The organism is Paenibacillus macquariensis (genome assembly GCF_900156375.1).
GTDB classification, from domain to species: domain Bacteria; phylum Bacillota; class Bacilli; order Paenibacillales; family Paenibacillaceae; genus Paenibacillus_AQ; species Paenibacillus_AQ macquariensis.
Genome location: NZ_FTNK01000009.1, coordinates 13,585 through 32,444, shown reverse-complemented (window position 1 = coordinate 32,444; position 18,860 = coordinate 13,585). Strand labels below are relative to the sequence as shown.

At 41.7% G+C, this 18,860-nt stretch carries 13 protein-coding genes, 1 pseudogene and 1 riboswitch; of the genes and pseudogenes, 6 read left to right on the top strand and 8 right to left on the bottom strand.

The window, feature by feature from the left end; genetic code table 11:
• Window positions 1-10 precede the first annotated feature (10 nt).
• The 3 genes from BW961_RS16545 to BW961_RS16535 form a co-directional block, all read right to left on the bottom strand.
• A complete protein-coding gene (locus BW961_RS16545) occupies window positions 11-1,351 on the bottom strand; it encodes a D-arabinono-1,4-lactone oxidase (RefSeq protein WP_068588937.1) in 1,341 nt (446 codons plus the stop codon).
• Window positions 1,339-2,532 (bottom strand): amino acid deaminase/aldolase, encoded by a 1,194-nt coding sequence (locus tag BW961_RS16540; protein ID WP_068588941.1) that lies wholly within the window; start codon window positions 2,530-2,532, stop codon window positions 1,339-1,341. Before BW961_RS16540 ends, BW961_RS16545 begins: the two co-directional genes overlap by 13 nt.
• A gap of 137 nt (window positions 2,533-2,669) precedes the next feature.
• Window positions 2,670-3,269 carry a TetR/AcrR family transcriptional regulator gene (locus tag BW961_RS16535; RefSeq protein WP_244555981.1) on the bottom strand — a complete coding sequence of 200 codons (600 nt, stop codon included), beginning with the start codon at window positions 3,267-3,269 and terminating at the stop codon, window positions 2,670-2,672.
• A 152-nt stretch (window positions 3,270-3,421) separates the two neighbouring features.
• Here BW961_RS16535 and BW961_RS16530 point away from each other — a divergent pair, with 152 nt between their 5' ends.
• The 4 genes from BW961_RS16530 to BW961_RS16515 all read left to right on the top strand — a co-directional run bounded on the left by BW961_RS16530 (window position 3,422) and on the right by BW961_RS16515 (window position 6,059).
• Window positions 3,422-4,309, top strand: a complete 888-nt coding sequence (locus BW961_RS16530) for an ABC transporter ATP-binding protein (RefSeq protein ID WP_068588944.1) — start codon at window positions 3,422-3,424, stop codon at window positions 4,307-4,309.
• Complete coding sequence (locus tag BW961_RS16525; protein ID WP_068588947.1) at window positions 4,306-5,115, top strand: ABC transporter permease subunit; 810 nt, start codon at window positions 4,306-4,308, stop codon at window positions 5,113-5,115. Before BW961_RS16530 ends, BW961_RS16525 begins: the two co-directional genes overlap by 4 nt.
• A gap of 214 nt (window positions 5,116-5,329) precedes the next feature.
• Window positions 5,330-5,668, top strand: a complete 339-nt coding sequence (locus BW961_RS16520) for a DUF4234 domain-containing protein (protein WP_068588950.1) — start codon at window positions 5,330-5,332, stop codon at window positions 5,666-5,668.
• The gene (locus tag BW961_RS16515; protein ID WP_244555980.1) at window positions 5,661-6,059 is read left to right on the top strand and encodes a DUF2752 domain-containing protein; all 399 of its coding nucleotides are present in this window, start codon (window positions 5,661-5,663) and stop codon (window positions 6,057-6,059) included. The genes BW961_RS16520 and BW961_RS16515 overlap by 8 nt, the downstream gene beginning before the upstream one ends.
• Window positions 6,060-6,156: 97 nt before the next feature.
• Here BW961_RS16515 and BW961_RS16510 read toward each other — a convergent pair whose 3' ends face one another.
• Entirely contained in the window at window positions 6,157-7,218 is a 1,062-nt protein-coding gene (locus tag BW961_RS16510; RefSeq protein WP_068588955.1) for an endonuclease/exonuclease/phosphatase family protein, read from the bottom strand.
• 194 nt (window positions 7,219-7,412) lie between these two features.
• On the opposite strand from BW961_RS16510, the pseudogene BW961_RS16505 reads away from it, so the two are divergent.
• Together BW961_RS16505 and BW961_RS16500 are read left to right on the top strand one after the other, a co-directional pair.
• A pseudogene (locus BW961_RS16505) lies at window positions 7,413-8,399 on the top strand (SDR family NAD(P)-dependent oxidoreductase).
• Window positions 8,396-9,499: an undecaprenyldiphospho-muramoylpentapeptide beta-N-acetylglucosaminyltransferase gene (locus BW961_RS16500; RefSeq protein WP_068588958.1), complete on the top strand. Its 1,104-nt coding sequence runs from the start codon at window positions 8,396-8,398 to the stop codon at window positions 9,497-9,499. Before BW961_RS16505 ends, BW961_RS16500 begins: the two are co-directional and overlap by 4 nt.
• 206 nt (window positions 9,500-9,705) lie before the next feature.
• Here the strand turns inward: BW961_RS16500 and BW961_RS16495 are convergent, their stop codons facing one another.
• The 4 genes from BW961_RS16495 to BW961_RS16475 form a co-directional block, all read right to left on the bottom strand.
• Window positions 9,706-15,525 (bottom strand): NPCBM/NEW2 domain-containing protein, encoded by a 5,820-nt coding sequence (locus tag BW961_RS16495; protein ID WP_068588961.1) that lies wholly within the window; start codon window positions 15,523-15,525, stop codon window positions 9,706-9,708.
• Window positions 15,526-15,678: 153 nt separating this feature from the next.
• A riboswitch (cyclic di-GMP riboswitch) is annotated at window positions 15,679-15,762 on the bottom strand.
• 213 nt (window positions 15,763-15,975) lie between these two features.
• On the bottom strand, window positions 15,976-17,070 hold the full coding sequence (locus BW961_RS16490; protein WP_068588964.1) for a polysaccharide deacetylase family protein: 1,095 nt from the start codon (window positions 17,068-17,070) through the stop codon (window positions 15,976-15,978).
• 171 nt (window positions 17,071-17,241) lie between these two features.
• The gene (locus tag BW961_RS16485; protein WP_068589082.1) at window positions 17,242-17,778 is read right to left on the bottom strand and encodes a hypothetical protein; all 537 of its coding nucleotides are present in this window, start codon (window positions 17,776-17,778) and stop codon (window positions 17,242-17,244) included.
• 464 nt (window positions 17,779-18,242) lie between these two features.
• Entirely contained in the window at window positions 18,243-18,833 is a 591-nt protein-coding gene (locus tag BW961_RS16475; protein ID WP_068588970.1) for a MepB family protein, read from the bottom strand.
• Between the last annotated feature and the right edge of the window lie 27 nt (window positions 18,834-18,860).

Genomic DNA, 18,860 nt, shown 5'->3' with positions numbered 1-18,860 from the left:
CCGATTCAAGTTAGGTTAATTCAAATTGTTCCCGATCATCTTCTAACAGCTCACTCATATAAGGGCTTAGGAACACATGATTAGGATCCATCTGTGCCCTTATTTCTCCAAAGTGCTGCCACATGGGATACCGTTTCTTTAAATCATCCGCTTTAAGTGTATGCATTTTACCCCAATGGGGTCTGCCTTCATAGCGAAGGAAAATCTCCTCCATAACTTGGAAATAACGTTTATATGGCATACCGCGGTACATATGGACTGCGATATAGGCAGAATCACGACCGTAAGCCGGACTCAACCAAATATCATCAGCTGCCACATAACGGCACTCTATAGGGAAATGAACATGGAACTTCTCTCGCTCCATCGCCTCTCGCATTTCGCGGATTACCGCCGTCATACAATCAGCGGGGAGACTATATTCCATTTCATTGAAACGAACCGTTCTTTGCGTTGCAAATATACGATGGCTATAATTTGCTTTCGTCATAACCGGTACACTTGATGCACTTATTCGGCTTATGGTAGAACTTACTCCGGGGAACATCCTGCACATCCCCGATAATAGACCAAATAACGTATTTTCAATGAGTCTCTCATTCACAAAGTCACTCACTTTACTGGTCGATAGTGGACTCCCTGTTTCATTCATCAGCTTGACCTGACATGCCTCCGCATAAGGAAACCAAAAGAACTCAAAATGTCGATTTCCCTCTATCAATCCCGGTAATTGCGTCAAACAGTCACTCAAATCCATGCGTTTACTTTCATAGGAGAGTATGTAAGACTTCCTTAAGCGAAGCTTTACCTGTACGATAATCCCCAGTGTGCCAAGAGAAACTTGCAGTGCTTTAAATACTTCAGGATGTGATTGCTGTGTACACTCCATCACTTCTCCCAAGCCATTCACAACGGTAATTCCAATCACTTGTGTAGCGATACTCCCTAAGCGATGTCCCGATCCATGGGTTCCCGTACTTATCGCGCCTGCAATCGACTGAACATCAATGTCCCCTAGATTTTCTTGAGCCAATCCACTCTCATGCAGCAATTCACCTAACAGCTTTAATTTCGTTCCTGCCCAGACGACAGCCGTCGCTTGGTCGATATCCATACTCACAACGCCTTGCAATCCGTCCAATGATACGAGTACTTGATCTGATGCAGCAACAGGCGTGAATGAATGTGAGGACCCGACCACACGTAAATACTTGCCGCCTATAATACACTCATTACGAACAATTGCTACAACCTCATCTATCGTTGTCGGATACCTAATCAATTCAGGAGTTGCAGTGATGGATCCCGACCAATTCGTCCATTTCTTCCGGCTTTCTGTCATAAGAAGCATTCCCCTTCTCCACGATAGGTTAAATACTCGTCAACAATGACTTCTCCAGATATCGCATACAGCTTGGAAAAACGCTCACACAATTCCCCTGCCTTAGCATGACGGAAGAATATGGGGTCCCCTAGTTCAAGCTGTACACCTTTCGGACATCGAAGAGGCGTCTGCACTTCTCCTGCCCCTTCTGTCGAAATTAGCTTCAATCCCGCGGGCAAATACGGCTGTGGAGCTTTATCAATTCCAGCAACACCTGATGCTGTGTATCCCCCACCTATGCAAGTCACCATATCTGCTCGAGGCTTGCGGACGATTTCTACTGCATAACCTGCGGCAGGCGAATATTGAAATCCAGCATAATGATCAAACAACGTCGGAGAATAAAATCCAGAACCCACAGTTATCTCCGTAACACCCCGTTCCAAGCGGGAACTACTCATACTCCCTGTACCGCCAGCGTTTACAAATCGCAGCTCCACGCCTAATGCTTGAATGCCATGCAACACTTCTTCACGTCTCTTCATGACTTCTCGAATGGACCGCAGCTTCAACTGATGGATAAATCTATTCTTTAACCACTGCCCTGCGGTATGATCCGCAACACCGGCGATCTGTGCCTCGTAGCCCATTACACCCTCCAACCTTACCCACTTCGATTGCGTAATCCGTTCAACAATCGGCTTAGCTCGCGCCCAAGAGGTTACTGGTGATCTCCATATACCGAAATGTAATCCCGGATAATCGGTGGACATATCTATATCTAGACAGACCGCCGCTTGTATCCCTAATGTTGCTGCAAGTTGTTCTATATGTTCCACATGTTGAATCGAATCAACCATAAATACAATCAAATGACCACGATCAGCCGCTCGTAATAGATTTGTAATTTCACACTTATCCCACACGGGATATCCTAATAGCAAATCATCAAAACCATTCCGAATTAGAAAATCAGCCTCTCTTGCCGTATAACACATCACACCTTGGAACACGTCATCCGATTGGATAATACGACGAAGAATCTCTATAGACCTTATTGATTTGCTTGCAACGCGCACCTTCTTGTCCCCTGCTGCAATTGCAATGGCCCTAATATTATCATCCAACAAATCAAGATTCACATAAGCAAAGGGCTTAGCTACCTGCGAGAAAATCTCTTTATACTGCTCATATTGAGGGAGTTGAATAGGTCATCCTCCGTTCTATGTATATATCATCCTCCATACATCCTATTCTTCACTTTCTAATAGAAGAATTCTTTTTATTCATATAACGAAATGAAAGGGCGCCCTTATGGACGCCCTACGAAATCACTGCTTATAAATTACCTTTTCCCGCAAACACCGTAAAAGAACATATGGACCATTCCTTCGAGAAAGTTGTCCATATCTCCGCTTTTGTTGGCCATTTCAAGTATTGTTTCATACTGATTCATGTACAGCTGAATAAAGGTCAAGACGTTCTCGATGGACACATCATCTGAGATTTCGCCGCTATCTTTACCTTCTTGAATAATTCGAATGGTCAAAGGTATCGTTCTTTCCTTGTACTGCTCTTCGATATAACGGGAAAGTTCATTATCCTCGATCATTAGTTCTTTAATAAGTGCAGGCGGGAAATCTTTATACGATTCTTTCTCCAGAAAGATAATATGCTCAATCTTTTCTTTTAACGAGTGGCCCTCATTCATATAATCCTCGAAATCGTGAATGGCCTTGTCGAAGTAGTTCTTGAACACTTCACGAAGCAATGCTTCCTTACTTCCGAAATAATTATAGATCGTCACTTGTGAAACTTTAGCCATCTTGGAAATATCGGCGATTCGAATTCGCTTCGGGTCCGATGTCCGCAACATGTCCAAAGTGGTTTGCATGATTTTCTCTTTGATCAAGTTCGCCCTTTTCTCAAAACCATTCATCATCATTCACCCTAACTTCTTGGATTATGCATAACTTATGAAATATTCAGATCATTATATTTCATAAAATCATTGACGACTTCTTCCGTCAGGTATATTATAACATTTGAAATATATGATTAATAATATTACATATCTTTATTGTTGGAGGTGCCCGTATGTTAACCGTTGAACATTTAACAAAGACATTTTCAAATGGAAAAGGAATATTCGATGTCTCATTTACAGTAAAGGAAGGTGAAGTCTTCGGATTTCTGGGACCCAACGGAGCAGGTAAGTCTACGACGATACGACATATCATGGGCTTCATGAAACCTGACAAAGGATATGTGAAGATAAATGGACTGGATACTTGGAAAGAACAAGGGAAGGTTCAAAGCTACGTTGGGTATCTGCCTGGAGAAATATCCTTTTTTGACGGGATGACGGGTAAGACGTTCCTCGACTTCATGGCAAATATGCAAGGTATGAAAGACCTAGGGAAGCGCACGAGCTTAATCGATCGCCTGCAGTTCGACATTCATACGCCCATTCGGAAAATGTCTAAAGGTATGAAGCAAAAGGTTGGCATCGTCGCCACATTCATGCATGACCCTGCTGTGATTATTCTGGATGAACCAACATCAGGTCTCGATCCGCTTATGCAAAAGGTGTTCATTGAAATTGTGCTAGAGGAGAAATCTCGTGGGAAGACATTCCTGATGTCATCACACAGCTTCCCAGAAATCGAGAGGACTTGTGACCGAGCTGCGATCATCAAAGACGGTGTCATCATTGCCGTAAAGGATATCCACGAACTGCAGTCCATGCAGCGGAAGTTATTTGAAGTAACCTTCGCTAACCAGAGCGATGCGAAATCATTCATAGAATCTGGTCTACTTATCGAATCCCATGAAGGGAACCGAGTGAGCGTTGCCGTTCAGGGAAATTACGACAAGTTTGTCGAAGAAACGGCCAAGTACAAGATTCATAATATCAATATTTTCACTCAAAACCTCGAAGATATTTTCATGAATTACTATGATCGGGAGGCGACGATATCATGAATGTCACCTTATATAAACAGATGATGAAAGTGTACATGAAGAGCTTTATGAACTATGCATTCGGGTCTGCATTTTATATCATACTTATGTTCTGGTTATATCCTAGCATCGCTAACAATACGAAAGCCATCGATGAGATGGTGGCTTCCATGCCAGAAGGTGTGGGAAAAGCCTTTGGTCTAAATGGTTTTGGAAGTGCAGAAGCATTCATCTCTGGGGAATATTACGGATTAATTCTAGTTCTCATCCTTTCTATCGTGTGCGTCCAGCTATCCACTCAGTTAATGGCTAAATTGGTCGATCAAGGTTCCATGGCTTATCTATTATCCACCCCAACGACACGTGGGAAAGTTGCTTTCACGCAAGCAAGTGTATTGACGACTGGACTATTCCTAATCATGGCGGTTACTTCAATTGCCGGTTTGGCTGGTAACGCTTGGTTTCTGGGAGATCAATATGAATTCGACACATCCAGATTCATTCAGATGAATACAGCAGCATTCTTACTCTTCTTTGCTCTCGGTGGGATCTGCTTCTTGGTGTCTGCCCTGTCCAATGATGAGAAGAAAGCACTAAGCATCTCTGGAATGATAACATTCGGGTTCTTCAGTCTAGATCTGCTCGGCAAAATCAGCGAAAAAATCGAATGGATGAAATACATCTCCATCTTCACCTTGTATAAGCCCGGCGAAATTGTTAACGGTCATGGGAATTGGGTTGTAACCTCCATCAGTCTCTCCCTCATCGGATTGGCATCGTTCAGCCTGGCCATTGTCCTATTTCGCAAACGTGACTTGCCTTTATAGAATATATTCGCGGTTGTTATCAAGCTCCATTAACTTAGAAGGTTAATGGAGCTTGATTTGTGTAAAATATTACCTTGTGTATATTTGTTTATTTATTTATGATGATATTGTCGAATTCTTTCATTTTTTGTAATTTACAATATTTACGCTGAATACATTCGAAAGTGATTTATGATTACGAACTGACATACATATATTAATGGGGCGGTGTGTAATGGTTAACCAAAGGAGTGTCGCAACAGCAATTATTTTATCTGTACTTACATGTGGTATCTATGGCATCTATTGGTTTATTGTTTTAACGGATGATATCGGAAGGTTGAGCAGAGACTCTTCTTTTACAGGAGGGAAGCATTTCCTTCTAACATTGATTACATGTGGAATATGGAGTTTAGTCTGGGCCTATCAAGTAGGTAAACAGCTCGCAGAAGCACAGAAACAACGTGGCGTATATGATACGGATAACTCGGTCCTTTACCTTGTCCTTGCGATTTTCGGTTTCGGTATCATCGTATATGCCTTGGCTCAACTGGAAGTCAATAAACTTGCATAAGCTCAACCTATTTCTAAAAAAACACCCCAGATTGTTGTGGGGTGTTTCTCTTGGCGTAGGTGGACTACTTTATCTAAAAGTATGGTTACCGATAACACATATTGGCGTTCCTTGTGTTTTTAATGCGTTAACAGGGCTTTATTGTCCGGGATGTGGAATAACGAGGGCCGTGATTTCATTGTTAAGACTAGATTATATTCAGGCATTTAGATATAACTCCTTGGTATTCATTCTACTACCATTGTATGTGATATACTTCGTTACAAAAAAGAACGACATGCGGCATCTAAGCAATGGAATGATGGCTGTCATGTTAATCATGACCTTTGGATTTGGACTACTCAGAAATATTCCGATGTTTGATTTCTTGGCACCTACGTTCATTCGGTAGTTCAACATCAGTATATTCTAGACGAAAAGGTGACACAAACCACATGATAAATAAAAAGGGCACTCTATTTGGGTGCCCTTTCGTGTATTCCTTATACTTATTTCAACCTAAAACTCCCTGTAACCGGGTTATGGTCACTGTTCTTGAAGCTCAGATCGTGGCCCTTCACACTTACAATCTCGATATTCGGTGATACTAGAAAGCCATCAATAACAGCGAGGAAATTAACCCCTTTCTGATAGGCTATATCTAGTGTTCGCACGCTCGGCGTCGTTGGATCATTGGCCCATTGGAAGCCATCCGCACTGAAGGTTTCGGGGAAAGATTGTAGCCATTCCGGCCACGCCTGCTGTGAAGCGAAATTCTTCGGCTCTGTTCCAGGGAGGGAATGATTCCAATCACCGCCAATCACGAGATAACTCCCCTTCCCTATCTCCTTTCTAATATAATTCGATAGGAAGTCCAGTTGTTGCTTGCGAATTACACCACCCTTATCAAACGCTGATAAGTGCAGATTAATCAGCACTAGCTCCTTACCATTGTCTACTGGGAATCTACTTGCAATAAATGCACGGTCTAGCTCCATCTGCTGCACAGGCCAGCTTTCCTTCCCAGGCAGACCGAATCGTGTATTAGATGTACTTTGGAACTTAGACAACGTGAGCAATCCACTTACTACCGATCCCATCGGATGCAACACAGGAACGGGTACCCAAGGCACCTTATAATTGAGGGCAAATGTACGACTGTATTCTGGTAGTAAGTTACCTAGCTCTTCAACTTCATTGATGTGATTGCTACGGGAGGCATTTTTGTCGACTTCCTGCAGTAAATACATATTTGACTGGGTTTCTTTTAAAATAGCACCAATAGACAATAGATTCTCTTCTGTCTGCTGTCTGCTACTTGAACGCGACATCGTTCCACCATCCATAAAGAAATCCTGTCCCTGATCAAGCCCTGCATAGCCAATATTGAAGGTCGTAACTGTGAATGCTTCACCTTGCTTAAGCCCGCTACCGTTGTTATTATCGGTCTGGAGCTGTATTTGCGCGGTCGGCTTGTAATCAACAACCGTAACATAGATAAGAAATATGGCGACAATTGCAACTATAGTGACTACGATCCAACCTAACCACTTTAACGATTTCTTGATCATGATTCTTATCCTAACCTCCCTTGTTTATGTAGCTCCTCAGTATAATAGCATTGATGCTCCTGAGAGTGCACCATATAATGGAAATTTGTTAATGTTGTGTATCCATTTTTCACTCTGCCATATTGGCGTAACATACAAATACTACAATTATTGTGTGAGATAAGAGTAGAAGATTTGCATGGGAGGAACGAAGATTGCAGAACACAACGATATTAATTACCGGGGGAACAGGTTCTTGGGGACAGGCACTCGTACAAAGGTTACTAGAACTAGATCCTAAGGAAATTCGCATATTTTCCCGTAATGAGTCCCTTCAAGTAGAAATGAACCAAGCGTTTCATCACAACCCCAAACTAACGTTTATCATTGGTGATATTCGCGATAAATATGAGATTATGCAGGCAACACATCAGGTTGATTATGTCTTTCACTTAGCTGCCTTAAAGCATGTCCCCGTCTGCGAACAACAGCCAGATAGCGCGATGAAAACCAACGTGTTGGGAACACAACATGTCATTCAAGCTGCTATTAAACATGACGTTCAAAAAGTGATTTATGTATCAACCGATAAAGCTACGCATCCATCTAGCACCTACGGAATGACCAAAGCACTCGGAGAAAAACTAGTCGTCCATGCCAATCTCAGAGAATCTAAGACCCAGTTCGTATGTGTAAGAAGTGGAAATGTACTCGGGTCCACTGGTAGTGTAATTCCTATTTTCAAACAAAGAATTGAGGATGGTTTAGACATTTCTCTAACCGATTCCAGAATGACTCGGTTCTTCCTAACCATAGATGATGCTATTACACTGCTCCTTAAAGCAACAAAAGAGAGCATAGGCGGGGAAGTTTATGTGACAAAGATGCCGGCCTGCAGCATTAAGGATCTGGCAGAAGTATTAATTGAAGATCTATCAATGGGGGCAATTCAGATCAACGAAACAGGGATCCGCCCCGGTGAAAGCCTAAATGAAGCACTTATTTCCAAGTTCGAAAGCGTTCATTCCATCAATCTGGATGAGCACTATTATGTCATTCTCCCACCTTTTTAAATTGAAGGGTTACACGAAGCTTATGCCACCCGGATTCCAGTAGATTTCCATAGTTACGATTCTAATCATGAATTAATGAGTAAACCAGCCATAAGAGAAATGTTACAAAAAGGCGGGTTCTTAGGATGACGACCACAATCGTGTTCACGGGTGGGGGCTCCGCAGGTCACGTATCAGGCAATCTTGTATTGATCCCTAAGTGTATTGCAGAGAATTGGGACGTCCATTATATAGGTTCCGAAAAAGGGATTGAGCGAAAGCTCGTGTCTGACTACAATGAAGTGACATACCATGCCATTTCTACAGGTAAACTAAGGCGATACTTCGCTTGGAAGAATGTGACTGACGTGTTCAACGTCATGAAGGGCATCTATCAATCCTACAGACTCATTCGAACAATAAAACCAGATGTCATTTTCTCTAAGGGTGGTTTCGTCTCTGTACCTGTTGTGCTTGGAGCAAAGCTCAATAAAGTGCCCATTATTATTCATGAACCAGACCTGAACCTCGGACTAGCTAATAAGATCTCACTTCCTTTTGCCACCCATATGAGTACTACTTTTCAGGAGACGGTAAACAAATATCCTTCCTCAAAAGCTGTTTATGTGGGCCCCATCCTGAAAGATGGATTCACATTAGCCGATAAACAAGGTGGACTAACCTACTGCGGATTCACTTACGCTAAACCTGTTCTTCTTATTATGGGAGGGAGCCAAGGTGCACACATCATAAACCAAATTGTGAACAATGTACTCTCTGAGTTAGTTGATACATTTCAAGTCGTTCATATCTGTGGGGAAGGAAAAGTAAATCATTCCCTCTCTACGCACGATTACAAATCTTATGAATTCGTCAAAAGTAGCGAATTACCGGATCTATTGGCAATGGCCGATGTCGTCGTGTCTCGTGCCGGATCCAACTCCATGATGGAGCTACTTGCTTTGCACAAACCGATGTTATTGATACCGCATACGAATGGCGGGAGTCGATCCGGTCAACTTGCCCAGGCCCTGTATTTTCAACAAGCTGGCTTTGCTGAGATGTTACTTCAAGAAGAGATAACAACTCAAAGCTTTGTTGACGCGATTATGCAATTATATGACAACCGTTATAACTACAGGGATACAATGATACAGAATGAGAACGGCGGAGGAGCCGACAAAGTAATGGATTTAATCAGGAAAGCAAGTATCCGCGACTTAGGCATCACCATGGAAAATTCGAGTTAGCTGGACATGAAACTAGCATCTTGGTTACTCCTCTGTTTCATCGCAGTTGTCAGTATGTTGTTCTTCTTTGGCCTATCTTTACAGCCGTGAGAAGTCAGTATGTATATCAAATCCTCCGTGGAAATAAAAATTAAGGGCACCCCTGCGGGTGCCCTTAATGGTTTGGTAGAATGTTTAACGTGCGAACCGTGCCATCATCCTACGAACTACTTATTATCAATCATATAAATAAGGTAAACAGTATTTCCTTCCACTTGATAAGTCATTGCTAACGTGTAGAGTCCCTTATCTTCATTCGTAAGGTCTATTGTAAACGTATCAGGGTTCTCCGTCCAAGCATTAACATCGAACGCGATCTCTTTCATCGTTTTATTATTTCTAACCCCTACTAAATTAGGTATCACTTTATTCCCGTCTAACCCTTTAACAAGGTTTTCCACTTTAGCGATAGGTCCTTGTATAATTCCTACTTCAACCATTTGAGGATCCGCCATCAGGTTATCCAGTTTCGTTAAACCTTGTAGTGGAGAGAAATCCGTAATTTCATTTCCAGTGATATCTAGTGTCTCTAAGTTCTTAGCATACTGCAAACCTTCAAGAGATCTAGCTCTCCCGGTCTCACTAGTTAACGTTGTAAGTTGATACATATCACCAAGCGTCAGATCCTCCGTTACTCCTAAAGTTTGCTTAATGGAGGCACTTAAATACTTGTCTTGTACAGTAATGACTTGTGTGAGGTCTATGTCTACTAAACCTTCAGTTGCTGTTTGCAGTGCTGTTAATGCTTCATCTACTTCTTGTTGAGTAACTTCCGTGTTAGCAAGAACCACCTCTGCTCTCGCTATTCTAGCTTTTAATGCCGCAACACTTTCAGAAGTGTACCCTTCTAGATTTATTACCTTAACATTTTCAATCGCTTGTGTAAGATCTCCTGTGAATAGTCTATCCGCGTTGGCGAAATGTAATTTAGTATCTCCCCATGTTGCATGGTCAGATCCGTTCCCATTTCCACCGTCAGTCACGACTAATTTCAGTTCTTTCGCTCCGTTAATATCCACTTCAATGAATTTCTGTGGATCTCTTGAATTCATGACACCACTATCGAACTTCTTCTCGCCATCCACGAATACCTCAAAGCTTACAGAACCGACTGATCCGTACATTTGTCGATCTACACCAACAAATGAAGTGAAGTAATCATAGTTCTTGTCGCTCAGGTCATACACAATTGTGGAGTTAGAATGTGCACCAATTCCTCTTGCATAGGCAACTTCCTGATTGTTGGCACCCGTTAATCTTAGAGCCTTAGCACTAATTGAAATATCTTTCACCGGAGCCGTATAACTGTTCTGAGTAGAATTCCAATCATAATCCGTTAGATATTTGGAATCTTCCATGTTCACAACCGCGATCGTTCTCGTCTTCGTGATGGTATTTCCATCGCTATTGGTAACGGTATACGTAATCGGATATTCTCCGGCTCTGTTGAAGTTAACGCGATCTTCTCCCGTGACTTCTACTTTAGAAGTTACGCCCCCATCTTCTGCATCTGTTGCTGAATAGTCGCCATTGACTGGTATCTCTTGATCCACTTTAGTAGAGATAGATTTAGGGATCGTAAGCTCTGGCGTATTGTTCAGGATGATGAACTTCGCATCTCCGAAATCCCCATGATCGGAAGCATTTCCATTCCCCGCATTATCTAATACGAGCTTTAATTCATTGACACCTTTAAGAGGTATGCGAGCAATCTTCGCTTCCGTACCGTATTTCATAAGTCCGCTGTTATACACTTCTTTCCCATCGGCGATAAGTTTAAATATTACACTTGAGTTGTTTTGCTCTGGTATATTTCGGTCAACACCTACAACCGTTTCGAAATATTCGTAGTTCGTATTCGCAAGGTTATATACAATTTCAGAGTTTGCATGTGTTCCGATTCCTTTGGCGAATTCTTTTGTTTCACCATTTACTAGCAGCTTAATCGGATTGTTGGAGCTCGCTTTATCCTTTCGGACCACATTATAATCCGTTCTTGCAGATTCCCAGTTCACATCACTCAAGTATTTACTTGCACTGTATACAACGATTTCTCTCGTCTTCGACGTTGTATTGTCATCACGATCGCTAACCGTAAGTTCTACTTGGTAAGTTCCGGTCTTGTTTGTAGTGAAACCGTTCGTTTTCACTTCAACTTGGTCGATTAAGTTTCCATCTTCCGTATCAAACACCGTAACATCTTTTAAAACATCAAACTCACTGTTTAGCATAACGAATGCCGTTTGTTCAGGAACAATGATGGTTGGGTTGCTTGAATTGTTCGTAAACTTCGAATCTGCCCATACCGTGTGGTCTGCATTATTACCATTATTGCTAGCATCTGTTGTAACAAGCTTAATTTCCCGTGCACCTGTAACAGGTATCTGTACAAATTCATGTTCTGTACCCGATCCGAACACATCGCTTCCGAATATCTTCTCTCCGTCCACATACACTTCGAAAGTTGCTGATGAAGCAGCATTTCCTTTCACCGCTTGATCAATTCCGATATAACTTTCAAAGAAGTCATACCCTTTACCTTCAATATTATATACAACCTCAGAATTGGCATGTGCGCCGATTCCTTTCGCATAGGTTGCGGTAAGTCCTTGTCTTACGAGTGTTATCGTTCCACCCGCAGGTGCTTTATCTTTCTTTAATACCCCCGAGCCAACTGTTGCTGATTTAGCCTCCATATCCGAGACATACGCGTAATCACTTGTTACCGTGACGTTAGCCGTTTTAGATTCTGTTACCCCTTGACTCGTAATCTTATAACCAATGTTATAGCTTCCTTTTTGTGTTACATCCACGTTATTCGTTGTAATCACAACTTCACTCGAAATATCATTTCCTTGATAGTTAGTCGCTTTAACATAACCCATTGGATCGAATGTTTGATTGAGCTTCAATGTGACATGGTCTTCAACCGATAACGTCGGCTTGAATGCCTTAACCTCAACTGGCTTCAATGTATTCAATTTCTTATCGTAACCCACAATCTTATACGTATAATTCTGAGTTGTATCTACAGCTAGATCCACGAATCGATCTGTTCCTGTAAACCCTACTAACGTATCGTTTCGATAGATTTCATAACCTAACATATCTTTCTTATAAGCTTTATCCATAGTGAAGCTTAACGTATTCGACTTAGCTGTGGTATTCGAAGCTATACTTACCTTTATGGAAGCATTCTTATCTTCTACACCTGTTCCTTCATAGTTAACTAACGTATTGTTCAGATACCATAGTTTATCGGAAGCTGGATATTTCGCTAATTTCTCTTTTGTCTCAGGATTGACTGTGAAGCCGTGTCTAGCAAAGAAGCTGCTTAAATCCAGACCTAGCACTTCAGAAGAAAACTCAACCAGATACTGCTGCTTCGAATTATCGCCATTTACTAGGGATACCTTCCGATCTCGATACATCCTAGTCAATTCTGTCCAATATCCCGGATGCGCTAACTCCAACTGCCAATAGGATCCAAGTTGTGCGAATAATCCCTGCTGATTCATCACGACTTTATTTTCTTCTATAACATATTTATAAATTTCTTCGAATGGTATACGAGTATCCATCGAAACAGAATGTACAGACATCAACATGGACACCATGTTATTGGTTACTTCGCCATATTCCCGTTCTCCCATGGCCAAGCGATGCCCAATTTCATGATTCAATCCCCAGCCTGGATATGCCACATTGAAATTACCTAGCATCGTTCCAACGGTTCCACCTTGAATTCCTGTATGGTCACCCGCCGCATACATAGCGCCATAAGGCTGCATCAATCTAATATTCTCACGGATTAGCTTAGCATCATGAATTTCACTGCTGCCATCCAAACCATAGAAGTCAAAGATCGTCTTCATCCAAGAATCATAACCCGTTACGGTATCCATAGGGTTATTTCCTTGCGTAATAAATTTGTTGTACGCTTCAGTAGCCGTTCCTGTAAAAATAACGTGCTCGCTAACCATTTCTACGACGTCGATCAATTCTCGATCTAACACATTAGGATGTGCCGCTTTATCTTCATCTAATCTTTGCTTATATGTGGTTAAGAAAGCTTTGAATTGTTCTGGGTCCGTGTCCTTCGTCATAAAAGGAATCTTCTCTAGCCCTTCAAATCGAATACTAGGTGCCTTTCCTTGCTCTTCAGCCGTATAAGGATTGACGATATACACAGTTCCGCCTTTGGTCACATCATGCGCATAGTTTCCATTTTTTTCGAATTCAGGTACGATGATCGTGTTTTTACCTGGACGTAATTGAACGCCTCTTGCCCAACTGTTCCAAGAACCCTCTTGTTGCGAAAAGATTAACGAAGGTACTTTACCATTAGCGTTTACATCCACGTAGACGTTGATTTGATCGCCTGGCATAGCAACCAATCCCGTAGCCTGGTTATTCGTACCAAATCCAATTCTCAAATTCTGCGATGCATGCTTCTTCATATCTCCACGTTGCTCAGCTGTGATGATCATACCTTCGATTTGCACTTCGCCATTCACGATTCTCTTAGCTAAATCTAATTGCTCTTTGAGGATCGGATATAACGGATGCACTTTCGCTGCTGCCTCCAATGCATTGATTGAAGCTACACTGTTATACTCGGGAACTACTGCACTCATCGTTCCATCCGTGAATATGCCATTCACCTTGTCACTGACTGGATCTTCTTTATAAAATCTAAATTCCGCTGCGAACGGTCGATTGATATTCGCTTGAGTGAACTTGAATTTTACTCTTTTAAAATTAGTAGGTTCGAACTTAAATTCCAGAAAATCGTTCGTACTTGTCGCAGTTCCGCTAGATACAAGTTGGAAGGTGTCTCCTTTACTCGTTGCAGATGCATAGATTTCGAAGGCTTCTGGGAATCCTTTTCTATTATCTCTAGCTAGGAAGGCAACTCTATCTAACACTTCAGGATTTGTTAATTCGAACACAACTTCATTCGTGAAGTTAGCATCATTGTTTCTATTTGTTTCCCAATGCGTATTCGCTTTATCGTCTAGCATATATTCTGGTTTCGTACCTGGGTAGCTTCCACCGTTTGTCGTTACTTTTGATATATTTGAATTAGGCATACGATAGACTTCACTATAGGCCGCTTCATATTCTGTGCCATACCCTTTTAATTTAGAGACCTTTGTTGTAGCTGACTCTATCTGGTGATTATCCAGAAGTATTCTTGCATTCTCTATATCTGCTTTGAATTGAGCGTATAGTGGATGTGACTTCACTTCATTCTCTAACGCTGTTAATTTCTCTACTGTATTAAACTCTGGACTAACTTGACTATATGTATTATCCGTGAATAAGTTCTTCATCTTATCCGATACGGTATCTTCTTTATAAAAAACAAACTCTGATGCGCTTGCCCAATCTTGATCTGCTTTTTTGTATACAAATTTGATGCGCTTGAATGCTGTGGATGCAAATTGAATTTCAACGACATCTCCTGTGGAGCCTTTATATTCGCCAGAAGATACTAACGTGAAATTATCGCCTACATCGGTTGTTGAGCTATAAATATCGAACTCTTGTGCAAATCCTTTACCTTTCGCACTGGATTGTCTAGCTGCGTACACGATTCTATTTAATTCTGTCGTTTCATTTAAATTAATTACAACCTCGTTACTGAATGTTGACGTATTCGGTTTATTTGTTTCCCAATGCGTATTCATATCTCCATCGATCGCCTTACCAATCGGAGATCCGGAATAGTTGCCGCCATTATTCGTAATCGATGTAATATTAGTATTATTCATTTTAAAGACTTCATTATAGGAACTTAGAACGTCTTTACCATAAAGATCAAACGGAACAACGGATGCATTACTTGCTGTACTTACGCGGCTTTCTAGCACGGTTTTCACTACATTCACCTTATGAATTTCACTTGCTAGCGCATAACCTGCCTCACTTGAAAGACTGACCAACATCGCTGCAGATGTTGCGATTGCAATCATTTTTTTCATACTGCCTACCCCCGATGGATTATTATTATGACCGATGATCTAAAAAGCCAAAAAAAAACTACCCCTAAGAGTAGCTTGATTGTTCATAAGTTCGTATAAAAATTCAGACGCCATTTTTATTAAATCTTAAGAAACAAAAAGCATGAAATACTCTTTGGCAGCTGGCTGACATAGTCATGAACCTTAGTCCCTTTAGCTTTGCGTCCCTACATTTCTATAGGTTTGCCTTATTACATTACAAAGAGTATCATGCATTACATTTCATTACATGAATAATTGGGATCATATCTAATGTAGGTACTCAAACTTAGTTTTTGATTTGTCTGATGGATGATCTCTATTACCTAGCACCTATATACAAAAACAAGATATTATATCCTCTTATCCTATGACTAGAGCCGTTGATACTTTGGAACTGAATTTCGCTGAAAATTCATTATTTCATCGCATTTATTGATCTTCCTTAATCTCTGATTGCAAACCTAGTTGTCTGCACATCTCACTCATTCGGCGAATATCCCGTCTTGCCTCAATTCGAGTTAACCCAAGGCGATTTGCTGTCTCCGCAGCCCAGCGAAGAAGGTATACTAATGTATCTGCCTGTGATTCCTTAGCGGCATAATCTAACAATACAAGTGTATCTTCTGTGTACCCAGCGCGCACATAACCCCAATACGAGCCGTAATTACCTTGAATCGCAAATAACTCACGATCTTCTGTAATGCCGAATTCCTCAAGAGGTGTCTCCAAATGCTCAAGCCATTCGCTCTCAGAAGTGAATTGCATCGTATACTGTGGAATATTCCATTCTACCGTCTGACTTGCAAGCTCGGACAACATTTGATCATCTTTCGCAGGAACCCAATTCTCTATAGGATGCTCTAGCTCTGCTGGAACGTCCACCGTGATTTTCCAAGGTCTGTAACCCACTTCTAATCCAACAGAATCTAGTATCTCAGGTATGCCTACAGCTCTCAGCCCTTTTTCCTTAGCCATCCGAATAAGTTCCTTTAATGCTTCAGGCGTTCCCTTCGAAATATCATTGCTATGCATCACAATGATAGCCCCGTTATCAAGCTTCGGCGCTACTTTTTCGATAATGCCTTCTGCAGAACCACCGTCCCAATCGCCAGAATCGAATCCTTCAATATCAAGATACCCCAACTCTGCTAGCCACTCCAAATTCTCCTGTTCAAACGAGAAATAAGGAAAGCGCATCAAGCTTGGACAAGGAAGGCCCGTTGCATCTTGGTAAGCCAGTTCAGTTAATTGTAACTCCTCCATAAATACGGATTTTGGCACTTGTGCCATCCGACGATGATAATAGGTATGAGGGGCAAGCACATGACCTCGGGAAAGGATATCTCTCGCTTTATCCGGGTACCGATTCATCCACTCTCCAGTGAAGAAAAAAGTCCCTACCGCGTCTTCCTGCTCTAAAACATCAAGCCATAATTCAAGTGGAAGATGAGTAGGACCATCATCAAATGTAAATGCGCAAATTGCTTGGTTAACATTACCGTGGAAAACCGCTTCAGCTGACATATTCCTGCCTCTTTTCTATCGTTTGATAGACCGAATTATACAGGAGGATCAATCGTTATACTATTATTGTTATCGTTATCGTGATTACACAATAATGAATACAAAAAAACTCCTCCCATGCTGAGATAGCACGAAGATGAGTTCATTATTAATACTATTACATTCAAACCCTTAACCTTCAGCACCAAACAACCGCCGGAACCAATTCATCACGTCAACTGTGATGGGGATTAATCCGATACCATGCTCGCCGATCACAACGACCCCATATGCCCATTGCCCAATAGCAACTGCACCCACCGCAATCTCTCCTATGGCAACCGCTCCAAGTGCCTTAGCTCCGATAGCAACTGCACCGACCGCTACTCCTGCAATGGCAACCGCACCTAATGCCCAACCATACCAACTCATCGCTATTGCTCCTAGAGCTAGCCACAAACCAAGCGACACCGCACCTATAGATAGTAATCCCACACTTACAGCGCCTATGGAGATCAATCCAATAGCTACATCTCCAATAGCAATTAACCCTACCGCTGTCTTAAACCCTGGTCTACTTCCGTTCCCATACCCTTTATCTGAGTATCTTCCTAGATTACTACGAATACTAACAACCGGAAATGAGGGAGACGGCCATTGATAGTCAATATCTCGCCCACCTAATCCTCTTGACACTGCAAATCGTGTTACGTATCGATGCCATTTCATATCCATCCCGTCCCCCTTTTTAATATATCTTGATAGTACACCGTACGAGATCACCTGTAATCCGACCCTGTACTGAAATTCAACTCATCCTCTAGACCGAGATACGCTGTACCGAAATCTTTATACACATGTGTATAACTACTTTTCATCGGATTTCGCTAATTTATAACTCTCTGGTCACCACATATATTAGCGCTATGATTCCCGCAAGAATCATTAAGTATATTATTTGTTTCCAAGGACCTATCGTTCCTGCCGAATGCCGTTTCTTGTTTCTTATACCAAGATTAGATTTATCCCCTCCAGAAGGGTACGCTGATTGCTTATATGACTGATGTTCTTCTGACATAATGGTTATACCGCCCTTTTGAAAAAGTATCACTAACCATACCATTATTTTTTCGAAGCAACAATTACAAATCGTATGCTGCAGTAGACGATATAGGCACGGAATTTCATTTTGCTCAATCTAGGAGAGAAACAGATTTAGTACCGTACAGCATTTGAACACGAACAACGTCTATTGGGATATTCACAGGTATTTCCATGAAATATTCCAACTGCCATTTCTGAGTTCTCATCGCCTGCCGACTGGTGGGATTATCCCAGGGCGGGTATACGCGTATAGCCCTTTTTCCACCTTCACCTTGATCAGATACGATATCGTGATTACATAGAACAGCTTTTGGAAATACAAACTGACCAAAGTGACTGCCTTTACGTGTACTAATCACAAAGAGATCAACTGCATCTGATATATCATAGGGTTGTATCGGCCCATCCCCAATTCTCTCCCACAAAGTGACGAACTGCCCGACCTTTGTAGGCGTAATCTTCGCAACACGAAATCTAATTGAGAGATCATTCAAGTTAAATACATACGCCCCATAATCAGCATTTTGTTCTTCTTGAAGTGGTTCAGAGCAATCAAATCTGCATGGGCTATACACAAGATCCTTTGTGGCGAGTAGGTCACTATGAATGCTGTCAGAAGAAGTCCAACGATTTAGAGTGCTTGCACATCCTTCTGAAAAAGCTCGATTTATTTCATCCATCCGTTCAAATCCCCCTTGTGTATCTAC

Excerpts from the sequence above, each read along its gene's own strand:
- BW961_RS16525 (WP_068588947.1), top strand. The coding sequence starts at position 4,306 with ATGAATGTCACCTTATATAAACAGATGATGAAAGTGTACATGAAGAGC.
- BW961_RS16510 (WP_068588955.1), bottom strand. The coding sequence starts at position 7,218 with ATGATCAAGAAATCGTTAAAGTGGTTAGGTTGGATCGTAGTCACTATA.
- BW961_RS16495 (WP_068588961.1), bottom strand. The coding sequence starts at position 15,525 with ATGAAAAAAATGATTGCAATCGCAACATCTGCAGCGATGTTGGTCAGT.
- BW961_RS16490 (WP_068588964.1), bottom strand. The coding sequence starts at position 17,070 with ATGTCAGCTGAAGCGGTTTTCCACGGTAATGTTAACCAAGCAATTTGC.
- BW961_RS16520 (WP_068588950.1), top strand. The coding sequence starts at position 5,330 with ATGGTTAACCAAAGGAGTGTCGCAACAGCAATTATTTTATCTGTACTT.
- BW961_RS16530 (WP_068588944.1), top strand. The coding sequence starts at position 3,422 with ATGTTAACCGTTGAACATTTAACAAAGACATTTTCAAATGGAAAAGGA.
- BW961_RS16535 (WP_244555981.1), bottom strand. The coding sequence starts at position 3,269 with ATGATGATGAATGGTTTTGAGAAAAGGGCGAACTTGATCAAAGAGAAA.
- BW961_RS16485 (WP_068589082.1), bottom strand. The coding sequence starts at position 17,778 with ATGAAATGGCATCGATACGTAACACGATTTGCAGTGTCAAGAGGATTA.
- BW961_RS16475 (WP_068588970.1), bottom strand. The coding sequence starts at position 18,833 with ATGGATGAAATAAATCGAGCTTTTTCAGAAGGATGTGCAAGCACTCTA.
- BW961_RS16500 (WP_068588958.1), top strand. The coding sequence starts at position 8,396 with ATGACGACCACAATCGTGTTCACGGGTGGGGGCTCCGCAGGTCACGTA.
- BW961_RS16545 (WP_068588937.1), bottom strand. The coding sequence starts at position 1,351 with ATGCTTCTTATGACAGAAAGCCGGAAGAAATGGACGAATTGGTCGGGA.